At 41.9% G+C, this 18,225-nt stretch carries 19 protein-coding genes and 1 pseudogene; 7 read left to right on the forward strand and 13 right to left on the reverse strand.

The features are described from left to right. Positions 1 to 2: 2 nt before the first annotated feature. The 6 genes from RSK81_RS10200 to RSK81_RS10225 form a co-directional block, all read right to left on the reverse strand. Positions 3 to 1,667 (reverse strand): molecular chaperone HscC, encoded by a 1,665-nt coding sequence (locus RSK81_RS10200; protein WP_002911254.1) that lies wholly within the window; start codon positions 1,665 to 1,667, stop codon positions 3 to 5. Between the two features lie 428 nt (positions 1,668 to 2,095). Further along, on the reverse strand, positions 2,096 to 3,334 hold the full coding sequence (gene brpA, locus RSK81_RS10205; protein ID WP_002893568.1) for a biofilm formation/cell division transcriptional regulator BrpA: 1,239 nt from the start codon (positions 3,332 to 3,334) through the stop codon (positions 2,096 to 2,098). A gap of 7 nt (positions 3,335 to 3,341) precedes the next feature. Continuing rightward, positions 3,342 to 3,863: a GNAT family N-acetyltransferase gene (locus tag RSK81_RS10210; RefSeq protein ID WP_002911253.1), complete on the reverse strand. Its 522-nt coding sequence runs from the start codon at positions 3,861 to 3,863 to the stop codon at positions 3,342 to 3,344. Continuing rightward, positions 3,856 to 4,296, reverse strand: a complete 441-nt coding sequence (gene tsaE, locus RSK81_RS10215; protein ID WP_002911252.1) for a tRNA (adenosine(37)-N6)-threonylcarbamoyltransferase complex ATPase subunit type 1 TsaE — start codon at positions 4,294 to 4,296, stop codon at positions 3,856 to 3,858. The genes RSK81_RS10210 and tsaE overlap by 8 nt, the downstream gene beginning before the upstream one ends. 139 nt (positions 4,297 to 4,435) lie before the next feature. Further along, positions 4,436 to 5,857 (reverse strand): NCS2 family permease, encoded by a 1,422-nt coding sequence (locus tag RSK81_RS10220; protein ID WP_002911250.1) that lies wholly within the window; start codon positions 5,855 to 5,857, stop codon positions 4,436 to 4,438. 144 nt (positions 5,858 to 6,001) lie between these two features. Continuing rightward, complete coding sequence (locus RSK81_RS10225) at positions 6,002 to 6,631, reverse strand: DUF1361 domain-containing protein (protein WP_315686719.1); 630 nt, start codon at positions 6,629 to 6,631, stop codon at positions 6,002 to 6,004. A gap of 96 nt (positions 6,632 to 6,727) precedes the next feature. On the opposite strand from RSK81_RS10225, the gene RSK81_RS10230 reads away from it, so the two are divergent. The 6 genes from RSK81_RS10230 (at position 6,728) to RSK81_RS10255 (ending at position 12,478) form a co-directional block, all read left to right on the forward strand. Next, positions 6,728 to 7,540: a Cof-type HAD-IIB family hydrolase gene (locus RSK81_RS10230; RefSeq protein WP_002908111.1), complete on the forward strand. Its 813-nt coding sequence runs from the start codon at positions 6,728 to 6,730 to the stop codon at positions 7,538 to 7,540. A 217-nt stretch (positions 7,541 to 7,757) separates the two neighbouring features. Further along, a complete protein-coding gene (adhP, locus tag RSK81_RS10235; RefSeq protein WP_002926616.1) occupies positions 7,758 to 8,777 on the forward strand; it encodes an alcohol dehydrogenase AdhP in 1,020 nt (339 codons plus the stop codon). A gap of 461 nt (positions 8,778 to 9,238) precedes the next feature. Continuing rightward, positions 9,239 to 10,234, forward strand: coding sequence for a PTS sugar transporter subunit IIB (locus tag RSK81_RS10240; protein ID WP_002893577.1), 996 nt, complete (start codon positions 9,239 to 9,241; stop codon positions 10,232 to 10,234). 44 nt (positions 10,235 to 10,278) lie between these two features. Beyond that, positions 10,279 to 11,085, forward strand: coding sequence for a PTS mannose/fructose/sorbose transporter subunit IIC (locus RSK81_RS10245; RefSeq protein ID WP_002893578.1), 807 nt, complete (start codon positions 10,279 to 10,281; stop codon positions 11,083 to 11,085). Between the two features lie 18 nt (positions 11,086 to 11,103). Then, positions 11,104 to 12,045, forward strand: a complete 942-nt coding sequence (locus RSK81_RS10250) for a PTS system mannose/fructose/sorbose family transporter subunit IID (protein ID WP_002893579.1) — start codon at positions 11,104 to 11,106, stop codon at positions 12,043 to 12,045. A 70-nt stretch (positions 12,046 to 12,115) separates the two neighbouring features. Continuing rightward, positions 12,116 to 12,478, forward strand: coding sequence for a DUF956 family protein (locus tag RSK81_RS10255; RefSeq protein ID WP_002908911.1), 363 nt, complete (start codon positions 12,116 to 12,118; stop codon positions 12,476 to 12,478). A 187-nt stretch (positions 12,479 to 12,665) separates the two neighbouring features. Here the strand turns inward: RSK81_RS10255 and RSK81_RS10260 are convergent, their stop codons facing one another. The 3 genes from RSK81_RS10260 to RSK81_RS10270 are packed head-to-tail and all read right to left on the reverse strand — an operon-like array spanning position 12,666 to position 14,440. Further along, complete coding sequence (locus RSK81_RS10260) at positions 12,666 to 13,298, reverse strand: GNAT family N-acetyltransferase (RefSeq protein WP_002901360.1); 633 nt, start codon at positions 13,296 to 13,298, stop codon at positions 12,666 to 12,668. 13 nt (positions 13,299 to 13,311) lie between these two features. After that, a complete protein-coding gene (locus tag RSK81_RS10265; protein WP_002901362.1) occupies positions 13,312 to 13,890 on the reverse strand; it encodes an NAD(P)H-dependent oxidoreductase in 579 nt (192 codons plus the stop codon). After that, positions 13,883 to 14,440 (reverse strand): TetR/AcrR family transcriptional regulator, encoded by a 558-nt coding sequence (locus RSK81_RS10270; RefSeq protein WP_002901364.1) that lies wholly within the window; start codon positions 14,438 to 14,440, stop codon positions 13,883 to 13,885. Before RSK81_RS10270 ends, RSK81_RS10265 begins: the two co-directional genes overlap by 8 nt. A gap of 310 nt (positions 14,441 to 14,750) precedes the next feature. Between RSK81_RS10270 and serS the strand changes: the two genes are divergently transcribed. Beyond that, positions 14,751 to 16,028 carry a serine--tRNA ligase gene (gene serS, locus RSK81_RS10275; RefSeq protein ID WP_002901365.1) on the forward strand — a complete coding sequence of 426 codons (1,278 nt, stop codon included), beginning with the start codon at positions 14,751 to 14,753 and terminating at the stop codon, positions 16,026 to 16,028. 142 nt (positions 16,029 to 16,170) lie between these two features. Here the strand turns inward: serS and tnpA are convergent. The 4 genes and pseudogenes from tnpA to efp form a co-directional block, all read right to left on the reverse strand. Beyond that, positions 16,171 to 16,595, reverse strand: a pseudogene (tnpA, locus tag RSK81_RS10280) (IS200/IS605 family transposase). A 220-nt stretch (positions 16,596 to 16,815) separates the two neighbouring features. Next, on the reverse strand, positions 16,816 to 17,247 hold the full coding sequence (gene nusB, locus RSK81_RS10285) for a transcription antitermination factor NusB (RefSeq protein WP_002901371.1): 432 nt from the start codon (positions 17,245 to 17,247) through the stop codon (positions 16,816 to 16,818). Further along, positions 17,240 to 17,629 carry an Asp23/Gls24 family envelope stress response protein gene (locus RSK81_RS10290; RefSeq protein WP_002896484.1) on the reverse strand — a complete coding sequence of 130 codons (390 nt, stop codon included), beginning with the start codon at positions 17,627 to 17,629 and terminating at the stop codon, positions 17,240 to 17,242. The genes nusB and RSK81_RS10290 overlap by 8 nt, the downstream gene beginning before the upstream one ends. A gap of 19 nt (positions 17,630 to 17,648) precedes the next feature. Further along, positions 17,649 to 18,209: an elongation factor P gene (gene efp / locus RSK81_RS10295; RefSeq protein ID WP_002896485.1), complete on the reverse strand. Its 561-nt coding sequence runs from the start codon at positions 18,207 to 18,209 to the stop codon at positions 17,649 to 17,651. Between the last annotated feature and the right edge of the window lie 16 nt (positions 18,210 to 18,225).

Raw genomic sequence — 18,225 nt, forward strand, 5'->3', positions numbered from 1 at the left:
TCTTACAACCCTCGTTCTAGATAATCTAAGTAACGAGAAAATGACTGGTAAACCTTAGGTAATTGATAGACAGACGCCTGTTTGACCTCTTCCTCAAATCTCTTTGTTTCCTCCATCAGATTATCTCTTCTCCTGCCGAGTAGCATACTATAGACGCGATTGGCCTTCTCAATCAAGAAGCGATAGACCTCTGTCTCCTGTGCATTAATCTTATAGCGAGATAATTCAGATTGTTTGACCTTGATTTCCTTTTCTGTCAACGTAATACTATCTTGCAAGATGACATGGCTAAAGATTTCTTGAGTCGAGTCAATTTTCACTTCCACATCCAATATTCCATTAAGATCATAGGTGAATCGGACTGTAAAACCTTCATTAGCTCGATAATTTACAGGAACTGGAACTTCCAGTTCTCCTAAGAATAAGTTTTGGGTCGCCTTCATCATCTCTCCTTGGTAGACCTTTATCTTCACCTGGCTCTGTCCCATTTCAGCAGTATAGTAATGCTCCAACCGCGAAGCAGGGAGGGTGGAATTTCGCTCTATTATTGGTGAAAAACGATCACCGACTACCTTAATACCGAGTGTAAACGGGCAGATATCAGAAAGCAACAGGTCTCGTATCTCTCCTTGACGTTGCTTGATTCCTGCAAGGAGCGCACATCCTCTTGCAATCATCAGATCGGGATCATCAGATACTTGCACCTTTTGATCAATACAGTAAGATAGAAAATCCTGAACCAATCTCAATTTTGAAGTTCCTCCAACTAGGACAAAATTATCAGAGGTTACATAGCTAAAACGTGCATCCATCAAAGCGCGGTCTAAAACTGCCTTAACACGGGCTAACAGAGGTTGACAAAGCTCATAAAAACGCTGATAGGTCAAATTTAAAGAATATTTCTGTTCCTGGTCAAGTACTGACATTTTCACTTCTTCTTTGTCATTCAAGTCCAACTTAGTTTTCTCAGCTTGCACCAAAATTTTGCTATAGAATTCGCGCGAAATGGACTCCTTGGTCAATTGATTGAAGACTAAAAATTCCTCAGCAATAGCTGCAGTGAAATCCTCTCCTCCCAAACGATTGTCACCTGCTATAGACACAATCTCAACAATATTATCAAACAACTCTACAACTGAGATATCCAGAGTACCTCCACCAAAATCGACTACAACGAAAGATTGATCCTCTTGATGACTCACGGATCTTTTAGCAAGGGCAGCTGCAGAAGGTTCATTGATAATACGATCAATCTTAACCCCTGCAAATTTTCCTGCTATTTTTGTCGCATAGCGCTGAGCATCATTGAAATAGGCTGGTACACTAACGATAACTTCATCAACTTTCTCCCCAAGATAAGTTTCTGCATCATCTACCAACTTTCGAATCACAAAAGAGCTTAATTCTTCAGCCTTATAAGTTCTATTTCCTAGTCTTAAATCATGCTTAGTTCCCATAAAGCGTTTAAATTGAGAAACAGTCTTGTCAGAATGAGTGACCAAGCGCTCCTTAGCGATTTTCCCAACTATGATTTCGTCATTATCGTCTAAGGCCACAACAGAAGGAGTCAAAAACTCTCCAAAAGCATTTGGGATCAGCTTAACCTGACCTTCTTGATAAACTCCAACCAAAGAATTTGTTGTTCCTAAATCAATACCTACAATCATACTTCTTCTAACTCCAAATTTTTATACATATTCCCATTATACAGGAAATATTCTATTTTTTTAAGAAAAATCTGCTAGTCATACAACACAGGCACGAAAAAATGCATGCAACTTTTTCTAGCTACATACATTTTTCAAGATATTTTTGTTTTTACATTCAAACTTGTTCATTTTTACTATTTCGGTTTGATTATACTATGAAACTTTCAAAAAAAATATTATAGGAAAAACTGCTATCAGAAAACATTATTTCTTCATGTGCTTGTAGTGCATCACTTGCTAGATTCAATTCAATAATAACAAGAGAAGTTTGATATAATTGACAAATGTTTTAAAAAGAGAGAATCAATAACAACTTCGCTTGATGTTACTTTTCGTCATCAACTACAATTTACAAAGAGCCAGCCTTCTTTTTATATTTAACCTTTTTACTCTGTAGTCGCATTGACTACTGGCTGACTTTGTGGGGTGCTGACACTGACATCTGCAGCTGGGGCAGAGGAAGCCGCTGGAGCAACCGGAGTCGTATTCGTAGTTCCAACTGTTGTATCTGTCGTCGGATAAGAGTAATTCTCATAACCATTATTATAAGTAGGCTGACTATAAGAATTCTGGTAACTGCTATAGCTTTCTGTGCTACTAGATGTACTACTGCTATTGCTGCTTCTTAGACTGTTGCCACCCATAATATCTTCATAGAGAACAGCATTGGTCTTCAGACTCTTAACTGTGTCCAAGCCCAGAGACTTGCGGATTAGATTCTGCATGCTCAGCAAATGCTCTGACGTCACCAGCTGATAGCTTCCACCATCAGGCAAGGTCGCATCTTCTCCACGTAGCTGCTCAGACTTAATGTTCTTAAAGGCATCCTGATAGCCTAGCAGTTGAGGAATGCTTTTTGAATCAAGCGCGATATTGGTCTGCATGTTGCTGCTGACAGCTTTTAAAATAGCCTGATAATGGCTGACACTGTTGAGACTGAGAACTTTTTCAACCACTTTCTTAATTACTTCACGTTGACGCTTTTGGCGGCCATAGTCACCCTCTGGATCCTGATAGCGCATGCGAGCATAGACCAGCGCCTGATCACCATTGATGGTTTGCTTGCCAGGTTCCACCTTAGCAGTATACTCAGGCTCATTATCCTCAATAGAAATTGGGAAGTCAAAGGTATTATTGACCTCAATACCGCCTACTGCGTCTACTAGTTGAACCAAGCCCTGCATATTGATCATCACATAGCGGTCGATGTGGATATTCATCAAGCCCTCAATAGTCGAAATGGCTAACTCTGCTCCGCCTGTCGCATAGGCAGCATTCAGCTTGGCTTCAACTGTTTGACCATTTTCATCAATCTGAGTCAGAATATCACGTTCCAAACTCATCATGACTGTTTTCTTAGTCTTTGGATTGACGCTCAGGAGAATCATGGTATCGCTGTTCCCGACCCAAGTATCCTCGCGGGATCCGCTCCCTGTATCTACACCCATCAGTAAGATAGTCATGGGCTTAGTCGCAGAAATAACATCTGTCTCATTTCCCAACCCCTTATAAGTCTTGGACAGTTCATCTGTTGACTGACCATAGATCGTCCAAGCATAAGTACCGATACCAGCTGTCGTTACGACAAGGAGACTGAGAAACATCATTATAATCTTTTTAAACATATCTTTTTTAGTCTATCAGTTTACCCATCAGGTAAACATCAAGAAATATCCCTTCTTTTAAATAGGCTCCTCTTTTTTGTAAGCCTTCAATTTCAAATCCTAAATCTTTATAGAGGTGAACCGCTCGTTCATTTCTAACCTGAACGCTCAATTCCAAACGTCGAATAACTTGAGAATCTTCTGCCCAAGTCAGTGCCTCTTCCAGCAATATGCGTCCCAGTCCTTGGTTCCAGAAAGTTTTCTTCACCACGACAAAGACTTGACCAATATGGCGAATTCGCTCATGGAAATCAGCTGTGATGCTGACAAGACCGGCAATCTCACCATTTAAAAGAGCCAACAGATAAAGCTGATTACTAGAAGCAGCCTGATGCTCAATGAATGAAGCCATCTCCTCTTGATTCATCAAAATTCCAGCTTCATCCAGCGTCATATAATCTGACTCAGACCCGACCTGATTGAGGAAGGCAATCAGCTCAGCAGCATCTGTTTTTTCCGCTTCTCGCAAGCACAATTCATATTCAGTCATTCTGCAGTTCCTCAAGCAACTCTTGGGCTCGTGTTCCTTTGGCTTCAAAAACCAATTCACGACCATCTTCCTTTTTCAAGAGGTTTAATTTTAAATAGTTATCAGGCAGATTTTCTCCCAGCAGCTCCCCCCATTCAATGACCGTCACACCCTCCCCAAAGAGAAAGTCATCCAAATCAATGGAGTCTGGATCGTCTCCGATGCGGTAGACATCCAGATGATAGAGCGGCAAGCGCCCCACGTATTCCCGAACAATGGTATAGGTTGGACTTTTAATCATCTGACTGATGCCCAGACCTAGAGCCAGACCCTTAGTAAAGGTTGTCTTCCCTGCTCCTAAATCTCCCGTTAAAACCAGTACATCGCCTGCCCGGAGCAATTTGCCCAGACGCTGACCCCACTGGATTAATTCTTCCTCATTATGACTAAACATTCTCTTATTATACCAGAAAAAAATTTTTTCTGCTTAATTTTGCAAAAGAAAAATCAGCCGCAAAAAGCTGATTTTTTATACTGAAAATATAAGCTATCCAAACTTCACTAGACACAAGGAAATCCAGCAATGTTTAGGCCTAATTTAAAGCCAGATTTACGAAATTCAAAATAAAGAGAAGATCCAAAATCCAAATCATAGAATGCACATCCTTGGCTTGACCTTTGAAGATTTTGACCAAAGTGTAGGTGATAAACCCAGCTGCTATCCCGTGAGTGATAGAATAGGCAAATCCCATAAAAATAGAAGTAAAGAAAGCTGGAATGGCCTCCGCCATATCATCCCAATGGATGTTTTTCAGACTAGCCAGCATCATAATCCCCACGATAATGAGAATCGGTGCAGTTGCAGCATTAGGAACAATAGCCAAGAGTGGGCTAAAGAAGCTTGACACCGCAAAGCAGATGGCTACGACCAAGGCGGTCAGACCTGTTCGGCCTCCAGCTCCGATACCAGCTGCAGACTCCACATAAGTCGTCACATTAGAAGTTCCAGCAATGGCGCCAATAGAGGTTCCGATGAGATCCGAGTAAAGAGCCTTATCCAAACCTTCTGATTCATGGTTTTCCCCAGAAGTCGCCACAATCCCGACCTTTTCACCTGTCCCAATCAAGGTACCAATGGTATCAAAAATATCTGTCAAGGAGAAAGCCAGAATAGCCATACATGTCTGGGGCCAGCGAGCTGAATCTGCTAAAAGGGCACCCAGACCTTTCGGACCTACTGCCACCCCAAAAATCTGCCCCAGTTCATTAACAGCAGTACCAATGTTATTCTGCCCAAAATCAATAGATGACAAATCAACCAAGCCAACCAGAATAGCTACCACTGTCGTTACTAGGATGGATAGGATAACACCACCCTTGATATTTTTCACGATAAAGAAGATTGTGATGGCCAAACCAACCAGGGCTACTAGGACCGCTGGATTGTTAAAGTCTACCAGACCTGGAGTTGCTGCTGAATTAGCCGTAATAGCCGCTGCAGCTTTATCTGCTCCCTTGCCAGCTACTGTATAGTTTCCCGGATCGATTGAAAACTTGAGCAAGCCAGCATTTTTAATACCTACATAAGCCAGAAAGACTCCGATTCCTGCTGAAATAGCTGCGCGCAAGGAGCCTGGAATTGACTCAATAATCATCTTACGCACCTTGGTCAGAGTGATAATAAGCGAAATAATCCCGCAGATAAAGACCATAGCCAAGGCTTCCTGCCAAGTGTAACCCAAGGCAAAGACGACCGTAAAAGTGAAAAAGGCATTCAACCCCATGCCCGGTGCCTGCGCATAAGGCAAGTTGGCAAAGAAGGCCATCATCAAGGTTCCGGCAACAGCTCCGATAATCGTAGCTAGAAAAACACCCTGCTTGGGCATACCTGTCTGAGCCAGCATGGCCGGATTGACGAATAAAATGTAGGACATGGCAAAGAAAGTCGTCAGACCCGCCAAAACTTCTGTCCGGACATCCGTCCCTTTTTCGGTCAGTTTGAAAAATTTATCCATTTTTCAATAAATCTCCTTTTGAGTAAAATTTCTAATATCTAGTTCAACAAAAAAGAAAAAAGATTGAATTTCGTTTATTTGCGAACGATAACTTAGATTATAATAAAAAACATTCACTTTTTCAAGATGAATGTCTCGCTATTCTTATTTTTTATTATCTCTCATCAGAAATACCAAACTCATAAACTGTAAAAAAGTAAAACCAAGTATGAAAAGCAGTCGATCAGGCTGCAAAGTTTGCAAAAGCTTCTGTATAACCAGCTGTGGATGAAGTAATAAATCCCAGCTATTGAGGCGATCATAACGTCCTATGTAGATAGCCAGACTGGACACAGCCGACAGAGCTGCCGTCAGCAATAGATCCAAATACCAGTTAAGCTTCCAACGCTCCTTGATGACATACCAGCTCTCCATACCACAGAAAATCCCGAATAAAATACTGGAAACAAAAGCTAAAAAGAGCAGAAAAACACTTGGCTTACTCAGAACATCTGCCACCCAAGTCATATGAATCAAATCAGTAATCATATAGAAAGTGTTGGGGAAGAAAAGCAACCACAACAGGAAAAGAAGAGGATAAGCCCACTTCTGCTTCTTGAATAAAAGCGTCAAGACAGCTGCATCATAGCTGATTAAGGCCAAGGTCATATTCCAGATGAGATAGGTTGGACCGCCATTTAGAGATTGGATATAGATAAAAAAGGCAATCATTAGAAAAAGAGCATGAATCATGAACGGTTTACGCATAAAAAAAGCTCCTCCTTGGTGTGTCATAATTGTGACTGATTAGAGCACCATTATAACATAAGTCGTGTTATTTACACTGAATTCTGTTATAATAGTCTGTATTATCACTGAAAAGAGACTCACATGACAAAAAAAGTAATCGCTGTGGATTTGGACGGAACCTTGCTGGATTCTAACAGCAATCTGTCTGACTTCACCAAAGAAACCATCAAAAAAATTTCCCAAAAGGGCCACAAGGTCATCATCACAACAGGACGGCCCTACCGCATGGCTTTGAAATATTATAAAGAATTAGAGCTCAATACGCCCATGATTAACTTCAATGGCTCTCTGACTCACATTCCAGAAAAGAAATGGGACTTTGAAAAATCGCTGACGCTGGATAAGTCCTTTCTGCTGGATATGGTTAAGCGCAGGGATGAGATTGAAGCGGATTTCATTGCCGGCGAATACCGCAATAAATTTTATATCACCAATCCTAATGAAGAAATTGCTGATCCCAAGCTCTTTGGCATCGATGCTTTTAAGCCTGAAAATCAGTTTCAAGCCAATCTAGTAACGGAGAATCCTAACGCCATTCTCCTGCAGACACGAGCAGCTGACAAATATGCTCTGGCAGAGGAAATGAATGCTTTTTACCAGCATGAACTTGCCATCAACTCTTGGGGCGGACCGCTCAACATTCTCGAGTGTGCTCCCAAAGGGGTCAACAAAGCCTTCGCCCTTCAGTACCTGCTTAATGTTCTCAATGTGGATCGTAAAAATCTGATTGCCTTTGGCGATGAGCAAAATGATACTGAGATGCTGTCCTTTGCTGGCACTGGCTATGCCATGAAAAATGCCAATACTGACCTGCTGCCCTACGCAGACCAGCAGTTGTCTTTGACTAACGACCAAGATGGCGTCGCCCACGAGCTAAACAAACTCTTTTTATAAAAGTAGACAATTAGGCAAACTCTGTTCGAGAGTTTGTCTTTTATTTTTTGTCTTCTCTCGACCTCAATCATGCTTAAAAGCTTTAAAAATCAGAGCTTATCCGCAGTACCATAGTTTTAAAGGTTACTTTTACTTGAAATTGTAAGCGTTTGCTATTTGTTTAAGTTTGTGATATAATTAACATAATCGAAAACTAAATAACAGGAGGAAACTACTTATGAAAGCAGTTGTTGTAAATCCAGAAGGAACCAATGTCCAACTCATCGAAAATAAGGAACTTCGTCCTCTTGAAACAGGGGAAGCTCTCGTTGACATTGAATACTGCGGTGTCTGCCATACTGATTTACACGTCGCGCATGGTGACTTTGGTAAGGTACCGGGTCGCGTTCTTGGGCATGAAGGTATCGGTATTGTCAAAGAAATCGCTCCAGATGTAAAAAGTCTCAAGGTCGGAGACCGCGTCAGTGTCGCTTGGTTCTTTGAAGGCTGCGGCACTTGTGAATACTGTACAACTGGTCGCGAAACCCTTTGCCGTACAGTAAAAAATGCTGGTTACTCTGTTGACGGTGGGATGGCAGAGCAATGTATCGTAACAGCTGACTATGCTGTCAAAGTTCCTGAAGGACTGGATCCTGCCCAAGCTTCTTCTATCACCTGTGCTGGCGTAACTACCTACAAAGCCATTAAAGAAGCCCAGCTGCAGCCAGGACAATGGACAGTAATCTTTGGAGCAGGTGGATTGGGTAACCTAGCGGTTCAATATGCCAAGAAAGTCTTTAACGCACATGTTGTCGCTGTTGATATCAACAATGACAAGCTCGCTCTGGCCAAAGAAGTTGGTGCTGATATCGTCATCAACGGCTATGAAGTTGAAGATGTCGCTGCTCTTATCCAAGAAAAAACTGGCGGTGCTCATTCTGCCGTAGTAACAGCCGTTTCTAAAGTTGCCTTCAACCAAGCTGTTGACTCTGTTCGTGCTGGCGGTCGAGTAGTTGCCGTTGGATTGCCATCTGAAATGATGGACCTCAGCATTGTCAAAACCGTTTTAGATGGTATCCAAGTCATCGGTTCCCTCGTTGGTACACGTAAGGACTTGGAAGAAGCCTTCCAGTTTGGTGCTGAAGGATTGGTGGTTCCTGTCGTTCAAAAACGTCCTGTTTCAGATGCAGTGGATGTCTTTGACGAAATGGAAGCGGGTACTATTCAGGGACGTATGGTCCTTGACTTCACACACTAATACTTTAAAACATGTCAATCCCAACATTTACCAAACTTTTGGAAACTTATGATGGACAAACTTGATATTATATAGAAACTTTTGCCATTACAGAGGGAGACTAAAGACATAAGATGCAATTTCTTGTCTTTGGTCCTCCTCTTTCTTTTTTGAAAAATAAACACTTTCTCAAACACGATTCTTTTCTTTCATTTCAAAAGTCTCTTTCATATTATTTCAACATTCTTTCATATATTGACCTATTGTATTTTCTGTTTTCCTAATTTATTAAAACATTTCTATAGCTATGGTTTGCTTATACCTATATTTATCAGGGTTTCAGCAAATACTGACATTTTTGAAAGAAAAAGTCGTTTTTAGGAACAAACGCTTGCATTTTTCATGAAAACGTTTTATAATAAACTTGCCTTAAAGTTTTCTTAAAACTTAAGTCAAACATTTTATAAGGAGGAATGTCAATAATGAGTATCGGAATCATTATTGCTAGCCACGGTGAATTTGCTGCTGGTATTCATCAATCAGGTTCTATGATTTTCGGTGAGCAGGAAAAAGTACAAGTTGTAACTTTCATGCCCAACGAAGGACCAGATGATCTCTATGCAAAGTTCAATGACGCTGTGGCTTCGTTTGATGCGGACGATGAAGTGTTGGTCTTGGCTGACCTTTGGAGTGGCTCTCCATTCAACCAAGCTAGCCGTGTCATGGGTGAAAATCCAGACCGCAAGTTCGCTATCATTACAGGCTTGAACCTGCCTATGCTGATTCAAGCTTATACAGAAAGGATGATGGATGCCAACGCCGGCGTTGAAGCTGTTGTTGCTAACATTATCAAAGAAGCCAAGGAAGGAGTCAAAGCTCTGCCTGAAGAGCTGAACCCTGCTGCTGAAGAAGCAAATGCTCCTGCTGCGGCTGCTCCAGTTGCCCAAGCAGCAATCCCTGAAGGGACTGTAATCGGTGACGGCAAGCTCAAAATCAACCTTGCCCGGATCGACACACGTTTGCTGCACGGTCAGGTAGCAACAGCTTGGACGCCAGATTCAAAAGCAGATCGTATTATCGTTGCTTCTGATTCAGTAGCTCAAGACGAACTTCGTAAAGAGTTGATTAAGCAAGCTGCACCAGGTAATGTCAAAGCCAATGTTGTCCCAATCGACAAATTGATTGCTGTTTCAAAAGACCCTCGCTTTGGCAACACTCATGCCTTGATTCTGTTTGAAACTCCTCAAGATGCCCTTCGTGCTGTTGAAGGCGGTGTGCCAATCAAGACCCTTAACGTTGGTTCCATGGCTCACTCAACTGGTAAAACAATGGTCAACAACGTACTGTCAATGGACAAGGAAGACGTTGCTACTTATGAAAAGCTGCGTGACCTTGGCGTTGAATTCGACGTACGTAAAGTACCAAATGACTCTAAAAAAGATTTGTTTGATTTGATTAAGAAAGCCAACGTGCAGTAGAATCAAACGTTTTGCTTTTATTAATTTAGGAAAGGATTTAGAACATGTCTATTATTTCTATGGTTTTAGTAGTCTTTGTTGCCTTCTTAGCTGGTCTAGAAGGTATCTTGGACCAATTCCAATTCCACCAACCGCTGGTTGCTTGTACCTTGATTGGACTGGTAACTGGTAATTTGGCTGCCGGTGTTATGCTGGGTGGATCTCTCCAGCTGATTGCTCTTGGCTGGGCTAATATCGGAGCTGCTGTAGCACCTGATGCCGCCCTCGCTTCTGTTGCCGCTGCCATCATCATGGTACTGGGTGGAGACTTCTCAAGCAAAGGAATCGCTGTAGCACAAGGTGTTGCTATTCCACTTGCTGTTGCTGGTCTCTTCTTGACTATGATTGTCCGCACTTTGTCAGTCGGTTTGGTTCACGGTGCAGATGCTGCTGCGAAAAAAGGAGACATTAAAGGAGTTGAACGCGCTCACTTTATCGCTCTCTTCATGCAAGGAGCACGTATTGCTATCCCTGCAGCACTTCTTTTGATGATTCCTGCTGAGTCTGTTAAATCTGCTCTTGAAGCTATGCCAGCTTGGCTATCAGAAGGTATGCAAATCGGTGGTGGTATGGTCGTAGCCGTTGGTTATGCCATGGTTATCAACATGATGGCAACTCGTGAAGTATGGCCATTCTTCGCTATTGGTTTCGCTTTGGCTGCTGTCAGCGAACTCACTCTGATTGCCCTCGGTGCAATTGGTGTCGCTATTGCCCTCATCTACCTTGCCTTGTCTAAAAAAGGCGGAAATGGCGGTGGTGGAGCAACAGCTTCATCTAACGATCCAATCGGCGACATCCTAGAAGACTACTAAGAAAGGAGACACACTATCATGACAGAATTAAATACTGTAAAACCTGATGAGTCAGGAAAATTGACTCTTTCAAAGGCTGACCGTCAAAAAGTTTGGTGGCGTTCTACTTTCTTGCAAGGCTCTTGGAACTACGAACGTATGCAAAACTTGGGCTGGGCTTATTCACTGATTCCAGCTATTAAGAAACTTTATACTAAAAAAGAAGATCAAGCTGCTGCTCTTGAGCGTCACTTGGAGTTCTTCAACACTCACCCATATGTTGCAGCTCCAATCATCGGAGTTACACTTGCGCTTGAAGAAGAAAAAGCAAATGGTGCAGCAATTGACGATGCGGCTATCCAAGGGGTTAAAATCGGTATGATGGGACCTCTGGCTGGTATCGGAGACCCTGTCTTCTGGTTCACAGTTCGTCCTATCCTTGGAGCACTTGGAGCATCTCTTGCTTTGACCGGAAATATCATTGGTCCACTTATCTTCTTCTTAGCTTGGAATGCTATCCGGATGGCTTTCCTCTGGTACACACAAGAATTGGGCTACAAGGCTGGTTCTGAAATCACTAAAGACATGTCTGGTGGTATCCTCCAAGACATTACCAAAGGTGCTTCAATCCTAGGTATGTTTATCTTAGCTGTTCTGGTTGAGCGCTGGGTATCTATTAAGTTTGTCTTTAACGTTTCATCTGTTAAGCTAGATGATAAAGCATATATCCATTGGGACAAATTGTCTAGTGGCTATAAGGGTATCCAAGAAGCCTTTGCTCAAGTAGGTCAAGGACTATCTCAAACCCCTGAAAAAGTTACAACTTTCCAACAAAACTTGGATTCCTTGATTCCTGGTTTGATGGGACTGCTTCTAACTTTCGCTTGTATGTGGTTGCTTAAGAAAAAAGTATCCCCTATCACTATCATCATCGCCCTCTTCGTAGTTGGTGTACTAGCTCACGTTGCTGGTTTGATGTAATCAAAAAGAAGGTTTCGGCCTTCTTTTTATTGTGGTATAATAGCTATATTATTTAAAAGGGAGTTACTCTATGGCACAGTCACAAAACAAAACAGTTGAGTTTAATACCACTGGCGTTTCCTATCTTGGATTAGGCGGAAAGGTTGGGAAATTTTTAATCGGCGAGACAGCTCTGGAGTTTTACGCTGATGCCAATGTAGAAGATTATATCCAACTGCCTTGGACTAGCATCACTGCTATCGGTGCTAATGTTTCTGGCAAGAAAGTCAGCCGCCACTTTGAAATCTGGACTGATAAAGGAAAGTTTCTCTTTGCCTCCAAAGACTCTGGTAAGATTCTCAAAATTGCGCGAGAACATATCGGCAATGATAAGGTCGTTAGATTGCCGACTCTGTTACAAAAAATTGCTGGAATCTTTAAGAAGAAAAAATAGGGTTGAAAAAGTTTCTGCCCTATTTTTTATATTTCCGACTAAGACAAAACCAGCTTGTACCACCAAAATGGAGCTAGCACAAAAAATTGGAAAGTGAATCAGTCTGAGAATGCACTCTTTCAGCCCCCTTGAAATAATGGGATGAAGTAAGCTGATATTATCAATGCAAGACCGCATCATTAGATTTTCAAAAAGGATAAACATCAGCTAAATTTTTCTCGAAAGTCCATGTCTTGACACCTTCAACATCACGGACATCTAGTTGTTTAAATCCGTTCTTTTTGTAAAAACGACAGTTGCTTTCTGTATGAGTAATCAAAGTAAGCCGCTGGCATTTCTCTTCTTTGGCAAGCAACTCAAGTCCTTTTGAGATAAAAAGACCACCAACTCCCTGCCCTTGATAATCAGGCAGCACACCCAGTAGTTCAAGATAAAGAGTTGAAACACTCCTTTTCTTAGCTTCTTTACTGCCCTCCCCAAAGACTTTTTGAAAGGCTAAAAGCTGGGGAATATATTGCCACATCCTCCATGCTCCTGCCCGCAAAAAGGAAAGTATACCGACAGGATGGTTACCGATCTTATGAATAGTAGCGACTGCCATAAGACGTCCGTCCACTTCAGCAAGTAGGCAAATATGATGACGCATCGCTGCCTTAACCATAACTGCATGCAATCTATTTAGAAAATCAATATAAGACTGACTGCTGCCAAAGAGAGGACGGAATTTTTCTCTGTAGATTTCATGCTCAGCAAAAGCAGCAGTTAAAACCGAGACTGCTGCAGCAAGATCCCTTTCATCTGCTCTTCTAAAACGAATCATGATAACTACCTCTTCAAATCTTTTCTGATAGTTTTTCTAAAAAAGCTTGACGTTTTTCAGCTGTAGACTGAGAAATATTCCCGAAATTCAACCAACGGCGCTGTCTAGCACCGATAGACTTAAAGGTATGTCCCAACATAGCTTTCTTGACGACGTCACCACAGAAATACTTAAGATAGAAGGTCGGTGCTGCAGAGGTAGTAATAGCCAATACCTCTTTAATATTGGTCAGACGACCAACTAACTGGCGAGTTTTGCTCTCCTCGTAAATCTTATTTTTCAAAAAGACCTTATCTTCAAATCCCTTGACAATAGCTGGCATATCCGCCCACCAGATAGGAAAAATCATGATAAGGCGGTCACAGGACGCAAGAGCTTCCTGATATTTTAAAACTAGTGGGTCTAGTGCCTGCCCCTTATTAAAAAGCGCTAGCTCTTCCTTGGTATAGACAGGATTAAAACCATCCTCATAGAGATCGACCAGTTCATAGGTCTGACCTTTCTTCTCCAACAAGTCCTGAACCTGCTCTAAAATAGCATGGTTAAAGCTTTTATCATAGGGATGTGCATAAACAATGAGATTTTTACTCATATTTGTAACCTCCTAGTAAATCATTGAACATTGAGCGATAAACTTCCTCATCAAAAGGCTCCAAGCCTTTAGCAATAAAATGCCCATAGCCTGTGATGAAGGTGTCCAGCTTGAGCAAAAGAATCTTTTTCTCTTTTTGACTCTCAATAGGCAGCCGATCCAGATAAACCACTGTCTTATTCCCGATTTCCAGAAGCTCACCTTTCCGGTAAGCCTCTGTCGCTACAGGGCTGAAAAAGAGAAAATCCATCATCTGACTGTTAGTTTCATATTCCGATAAAAGAAAGAGTCCTATCTGCCAAATGCAACCCAGAGGATCAGAGACTCCATCTAGATACTGCTCCTCTAAACGCTTAAGCTGCTTCTGGTTTTCCAAAAGACAGACCTGATAGTAAAGTTCCTCCTTATTCTCAAAAGCCTTGTAAAAAGCGCCAGTCGTAACCCCCAGCAGAGATGCCAGTTTCCTCAAGGGGATATTCTGATAGCCATACTCTCTGATAAGCTGGCTTGCCTTCTCAATCATACGGTCGCGCGTTGTTTGTTTTACCATAAGAACTCCTTTAGATAACTTCGTTACCTTTATTTAAAGATAACATAGTTATCTTTTTCTGTCAAGATTTTTCCTATCCTGGGATTTACATTTTCCATAAAATCCTGTATAATAGTCGAAACGGATAAGTACTATTGGGCACTTTTCAGAAAGTCTGCGGTGGCTGTGAGCAGATAAGGAGAAAATAGGAAATTCTACCGTTAGTTTAAAAATGAATAATTAAGCAAGTGCACTTTTGTGAAGTTGGATGGAACCGCGGCTATGCCGCTCCAACAGTTTCATAAAGTGCTTTTTATTTTTGGAGGTACCTATGTTAGATTTAAAACGCATCCGTACAGATTTTGATTCTGTCGCTGAAAAATTAGCTACACGAGGTGTTGACGCTGCTACCCTTAACCAAATGAAAAGCATTGACAAAGAACGTCGGGATTTGTTAGTCAAGGTCGAAGAACTCAAGGCTGAGCGCAATACTGTTTCTGCTGAAATTGCTCAAGCTAAACGCAACAAAGAAAATGCAGATGATAAGATTGCTGCCATGCAAAAACTCTCTGCTGAAGTCAAAACCCTAGACGCAACTTTGGCTGAGCTGGACGCTAAGTTGACTGAATTCACTACCACTCTGCCGAATATCCCGCACGAAAGTGTTCCTGTCGGAGCAGATGAGGACGAAAACGTTGAGGTTCGTCGCTGGGGGACACCGCGCCAATTTGACTTTGAAGCTAAAGCTCACTGGGATTTGGGTGAAGAACTGGATATCTTAGACTGGGAGCGTGGAGCAAAAGTTACTGGTGCTCGTTTCCTCTTCTATAAGGGGCTGGGAGCTCGATTAGAGCGTGCTATCTACAACTTCATGCTGGACGAGCATGGCAAAGAAGGCTACACCGAAGTCATCACTCCTTACATGGTCAACCACGATTCTATGTTTGGGACTGGGCAATATCCTAAGTTCAAAGAAGATACCTTTGAGCTAAGCGATACCAACTTCGTTCTGATTCCGACTGCTGAAGTTCCACTGACCAACTATTATCGAGATGAAATTTTGGACGGAAAAGAATTGCCAATCTACTTCACAGCTATGAGCCCATCATTCCGCTCTGAAGCGGGCTCTGCTGGCCGTGACACGCGCGGTCTCATCCGTCTGCACCAATTCCACAAGGTTGAAATGGTAAAATTTGCCAAGCCAGAAGAATCATATGAAGAGCTAGAAAAGATGACTGCCAACGCTGAAAACATCCTGCAAAAGCTTAATCTGCCTTACCGAGTTGTAGCACTCTGTACTGGAGATATGGGCTTCTCAGCAGCTAAGACTTACGACTTGGAAGTTTGGATTCCGGCTCAGAACACCTACCGTGAAATCTCTAGTTGCTCTAACACAGAAGATTTCCAAGCTCGTCGAGCTCAAATCCGCTACCGTGACGAAGCAGATGGTAAGGTCAAACTCCTTCATACTCTCAACGGTTCTGGACTGGCTGTCGGACGTACGGTGGCAGCTATCTTAGAGAATTACCAAAACGAAGATGGTTCTGTAACTATCCCAGAGGTTCTGCGTCCTTACATGGGTGGATTAGAAGTCATCGCGCCAAAATAATTCACCTCATCTAACAGATAGTTTGTACCAGGGATATAAGCCTAGCTCATATCAAAAGCTAGCACCAAAAGATGCTGGCTTTTACTTTGTTCAAGCTTCATTGCTCTTAACTCGTTACAAGCCTCTCAAAGAGGCGTTTGCATTACTTACCGCTACCCCTAATTAGATATTTACCTTCTTTCAAACTTAATCTATCCATTGCTATATTGTGCTTTTCCTGCTCTTGTATATCTTTCTTGATTGTGGCTTCGTTGGGTTCAACTGTACTCATGTAATAGCTTTCTGCTCAAAAATACCTTTTCTCAAATTTATACTTAGGATTGACATGTTTACAAAACATCACAAGAGCACTTTTACCTTTCAAGTAACCCATAAAATTTAAAACACCTATTTTTGATGGGATACTCATTAACATATATACATAATCCGGAATAAAGTACCCTTCTATAATTTCAATATCTTTATAAACACATAATAGGTGGAATATTCTACCTAAACTACTTCGATATTGATTATAGATCACTTTTTATATATATTTAAGTGTAAACATAATGTGATAGAACACATCCACTTTATATGTGATAAACTATGTACTTTTTGTGATTTTTCCTCCTTTCACTTTACAATTGGCTTGAACACCTTTATTGTATCGTGTCTGGAGTTTTTTGATATAATCCTTGATACGCAATCGCATAGTGGGTGATTTATTTGTCTTGCACCTAACGAAGTGAGACAAACTGAATGTCACAAATCAAAAAAAGCCAAGACATTTGTCTCGACCTTCATTTTATTCAACGATAAATTTACTCAAAATCCCGTTAATAAACTTACTGGACTTTTCGTCAGAGAATTGCTTGGAAAGCTCAATGGCTTCGTTGACTGCTACCAGCTGTGGGGTATCAAACTCTGTAATCTCAAAGATCCCCAGACGCAGGATATTTTTCTCTACCAGCGTCAGACGATCCACTGTCCAGCCCTTTTTGAGGTGCTGGGCAATTTTCTTGTCCAAGTCGTCCTTGGACTGGACCACACCGGAGACCAGATTGAGCAAGAAGGCTGGAATATCAGCTTCCGCAGCTTTGTCTGCCTCTTCGTCCTTATCATACGAATAAGCAAAACGGCAAGCTTCTACAAGATCCCCTTCATACTCTAGGCTCATCAGGGCCTGAAAAGCCCGCTGGCGCAGACCTCTTCTGGATTCCAACAGTATATCAGTCATTGAGGAAGTCCTCATCAAATAGATCTTTCAAGTCTGGCTTCGGTGCCTTTTCTGGAACAATACCTGCCACATGGATATTGACCGCTGACAGCTCTACCTCAGCCATATCAAAAACAGCACTTTTTACAGCCTTCTGAATCGCTACTGCAACAGTTGGAACGCTGACACCGTATTCCAAATACAGGTAGATATCTACAGTCACATCACCTGTCTCATCGGTATGAAGCGATACTCCGCGACCGAGTGAGCGCATGGAAAGACTGTCTGACATACTCTTATTTGCGAAGGAATAAACACCTTCTACCTTTGCCGTTGCAATGGCAATGATTTTTTCCAAAACACGTGGCGCAATGACGATTTCACCTAATTGTTCAGCTGCCATAGTTATTACCTCTTCTATATTATGCGCGAGAAACGTAAGTTCCTTCTGCAGTGTTGATGATTAATTTTTGTCCAACTTCGATGAAGTCTGGTACGTTGACAACAAGACCTGTCTCAAGTGTTGCTGGCTTACCAGATCCGGTAACAGTAGCTCCCTTGATAGATGGCTGAGTATCTGTCACGACCAATTCAACTGTTGTTGGTACAGTCACACCAATCACTTCTGTTCCGTAGAACTGGATTTTCACATCAGAGTTTTCAAGGATAAATTTCAATTCTTCTTCTACATTGACTACTGGAATTTCATATTGATCGTAAGTCTCAGTATTCATGAAATAAGCAGTGTCATCCATTTGGTACAAGTATTGAGCTGGAACAGTTTCAATAATGGCTTGTTCAAATTTTTCTTCTGGGCGGTAGCTTGTGTCAAATGTAGAACCAGTACGAACGTCACGCAATTTCATACGCATAATCGTATTTCCCTTACCTGGTTTGTGGTGGCTCGCTTCCAAAACGCGGATGAGTTTTCCATCAGCTGTTTCAAAGGTCATTCCAGCTTTCAGCTTACTTGCTTCAATCATTCTATATTACCTCTTT

It is taken from the genome of Streptococcus sp. DTU_2020_1000888_1_SI_GRL_NUU_041A (assembly GCF_032387735.1).
Classification (GTDB): Bacteria; Bacillota; Bacilli; order Lactobacillales; family Streptococcaceae; genus Streptococcus; species Streptococcus sanguinis.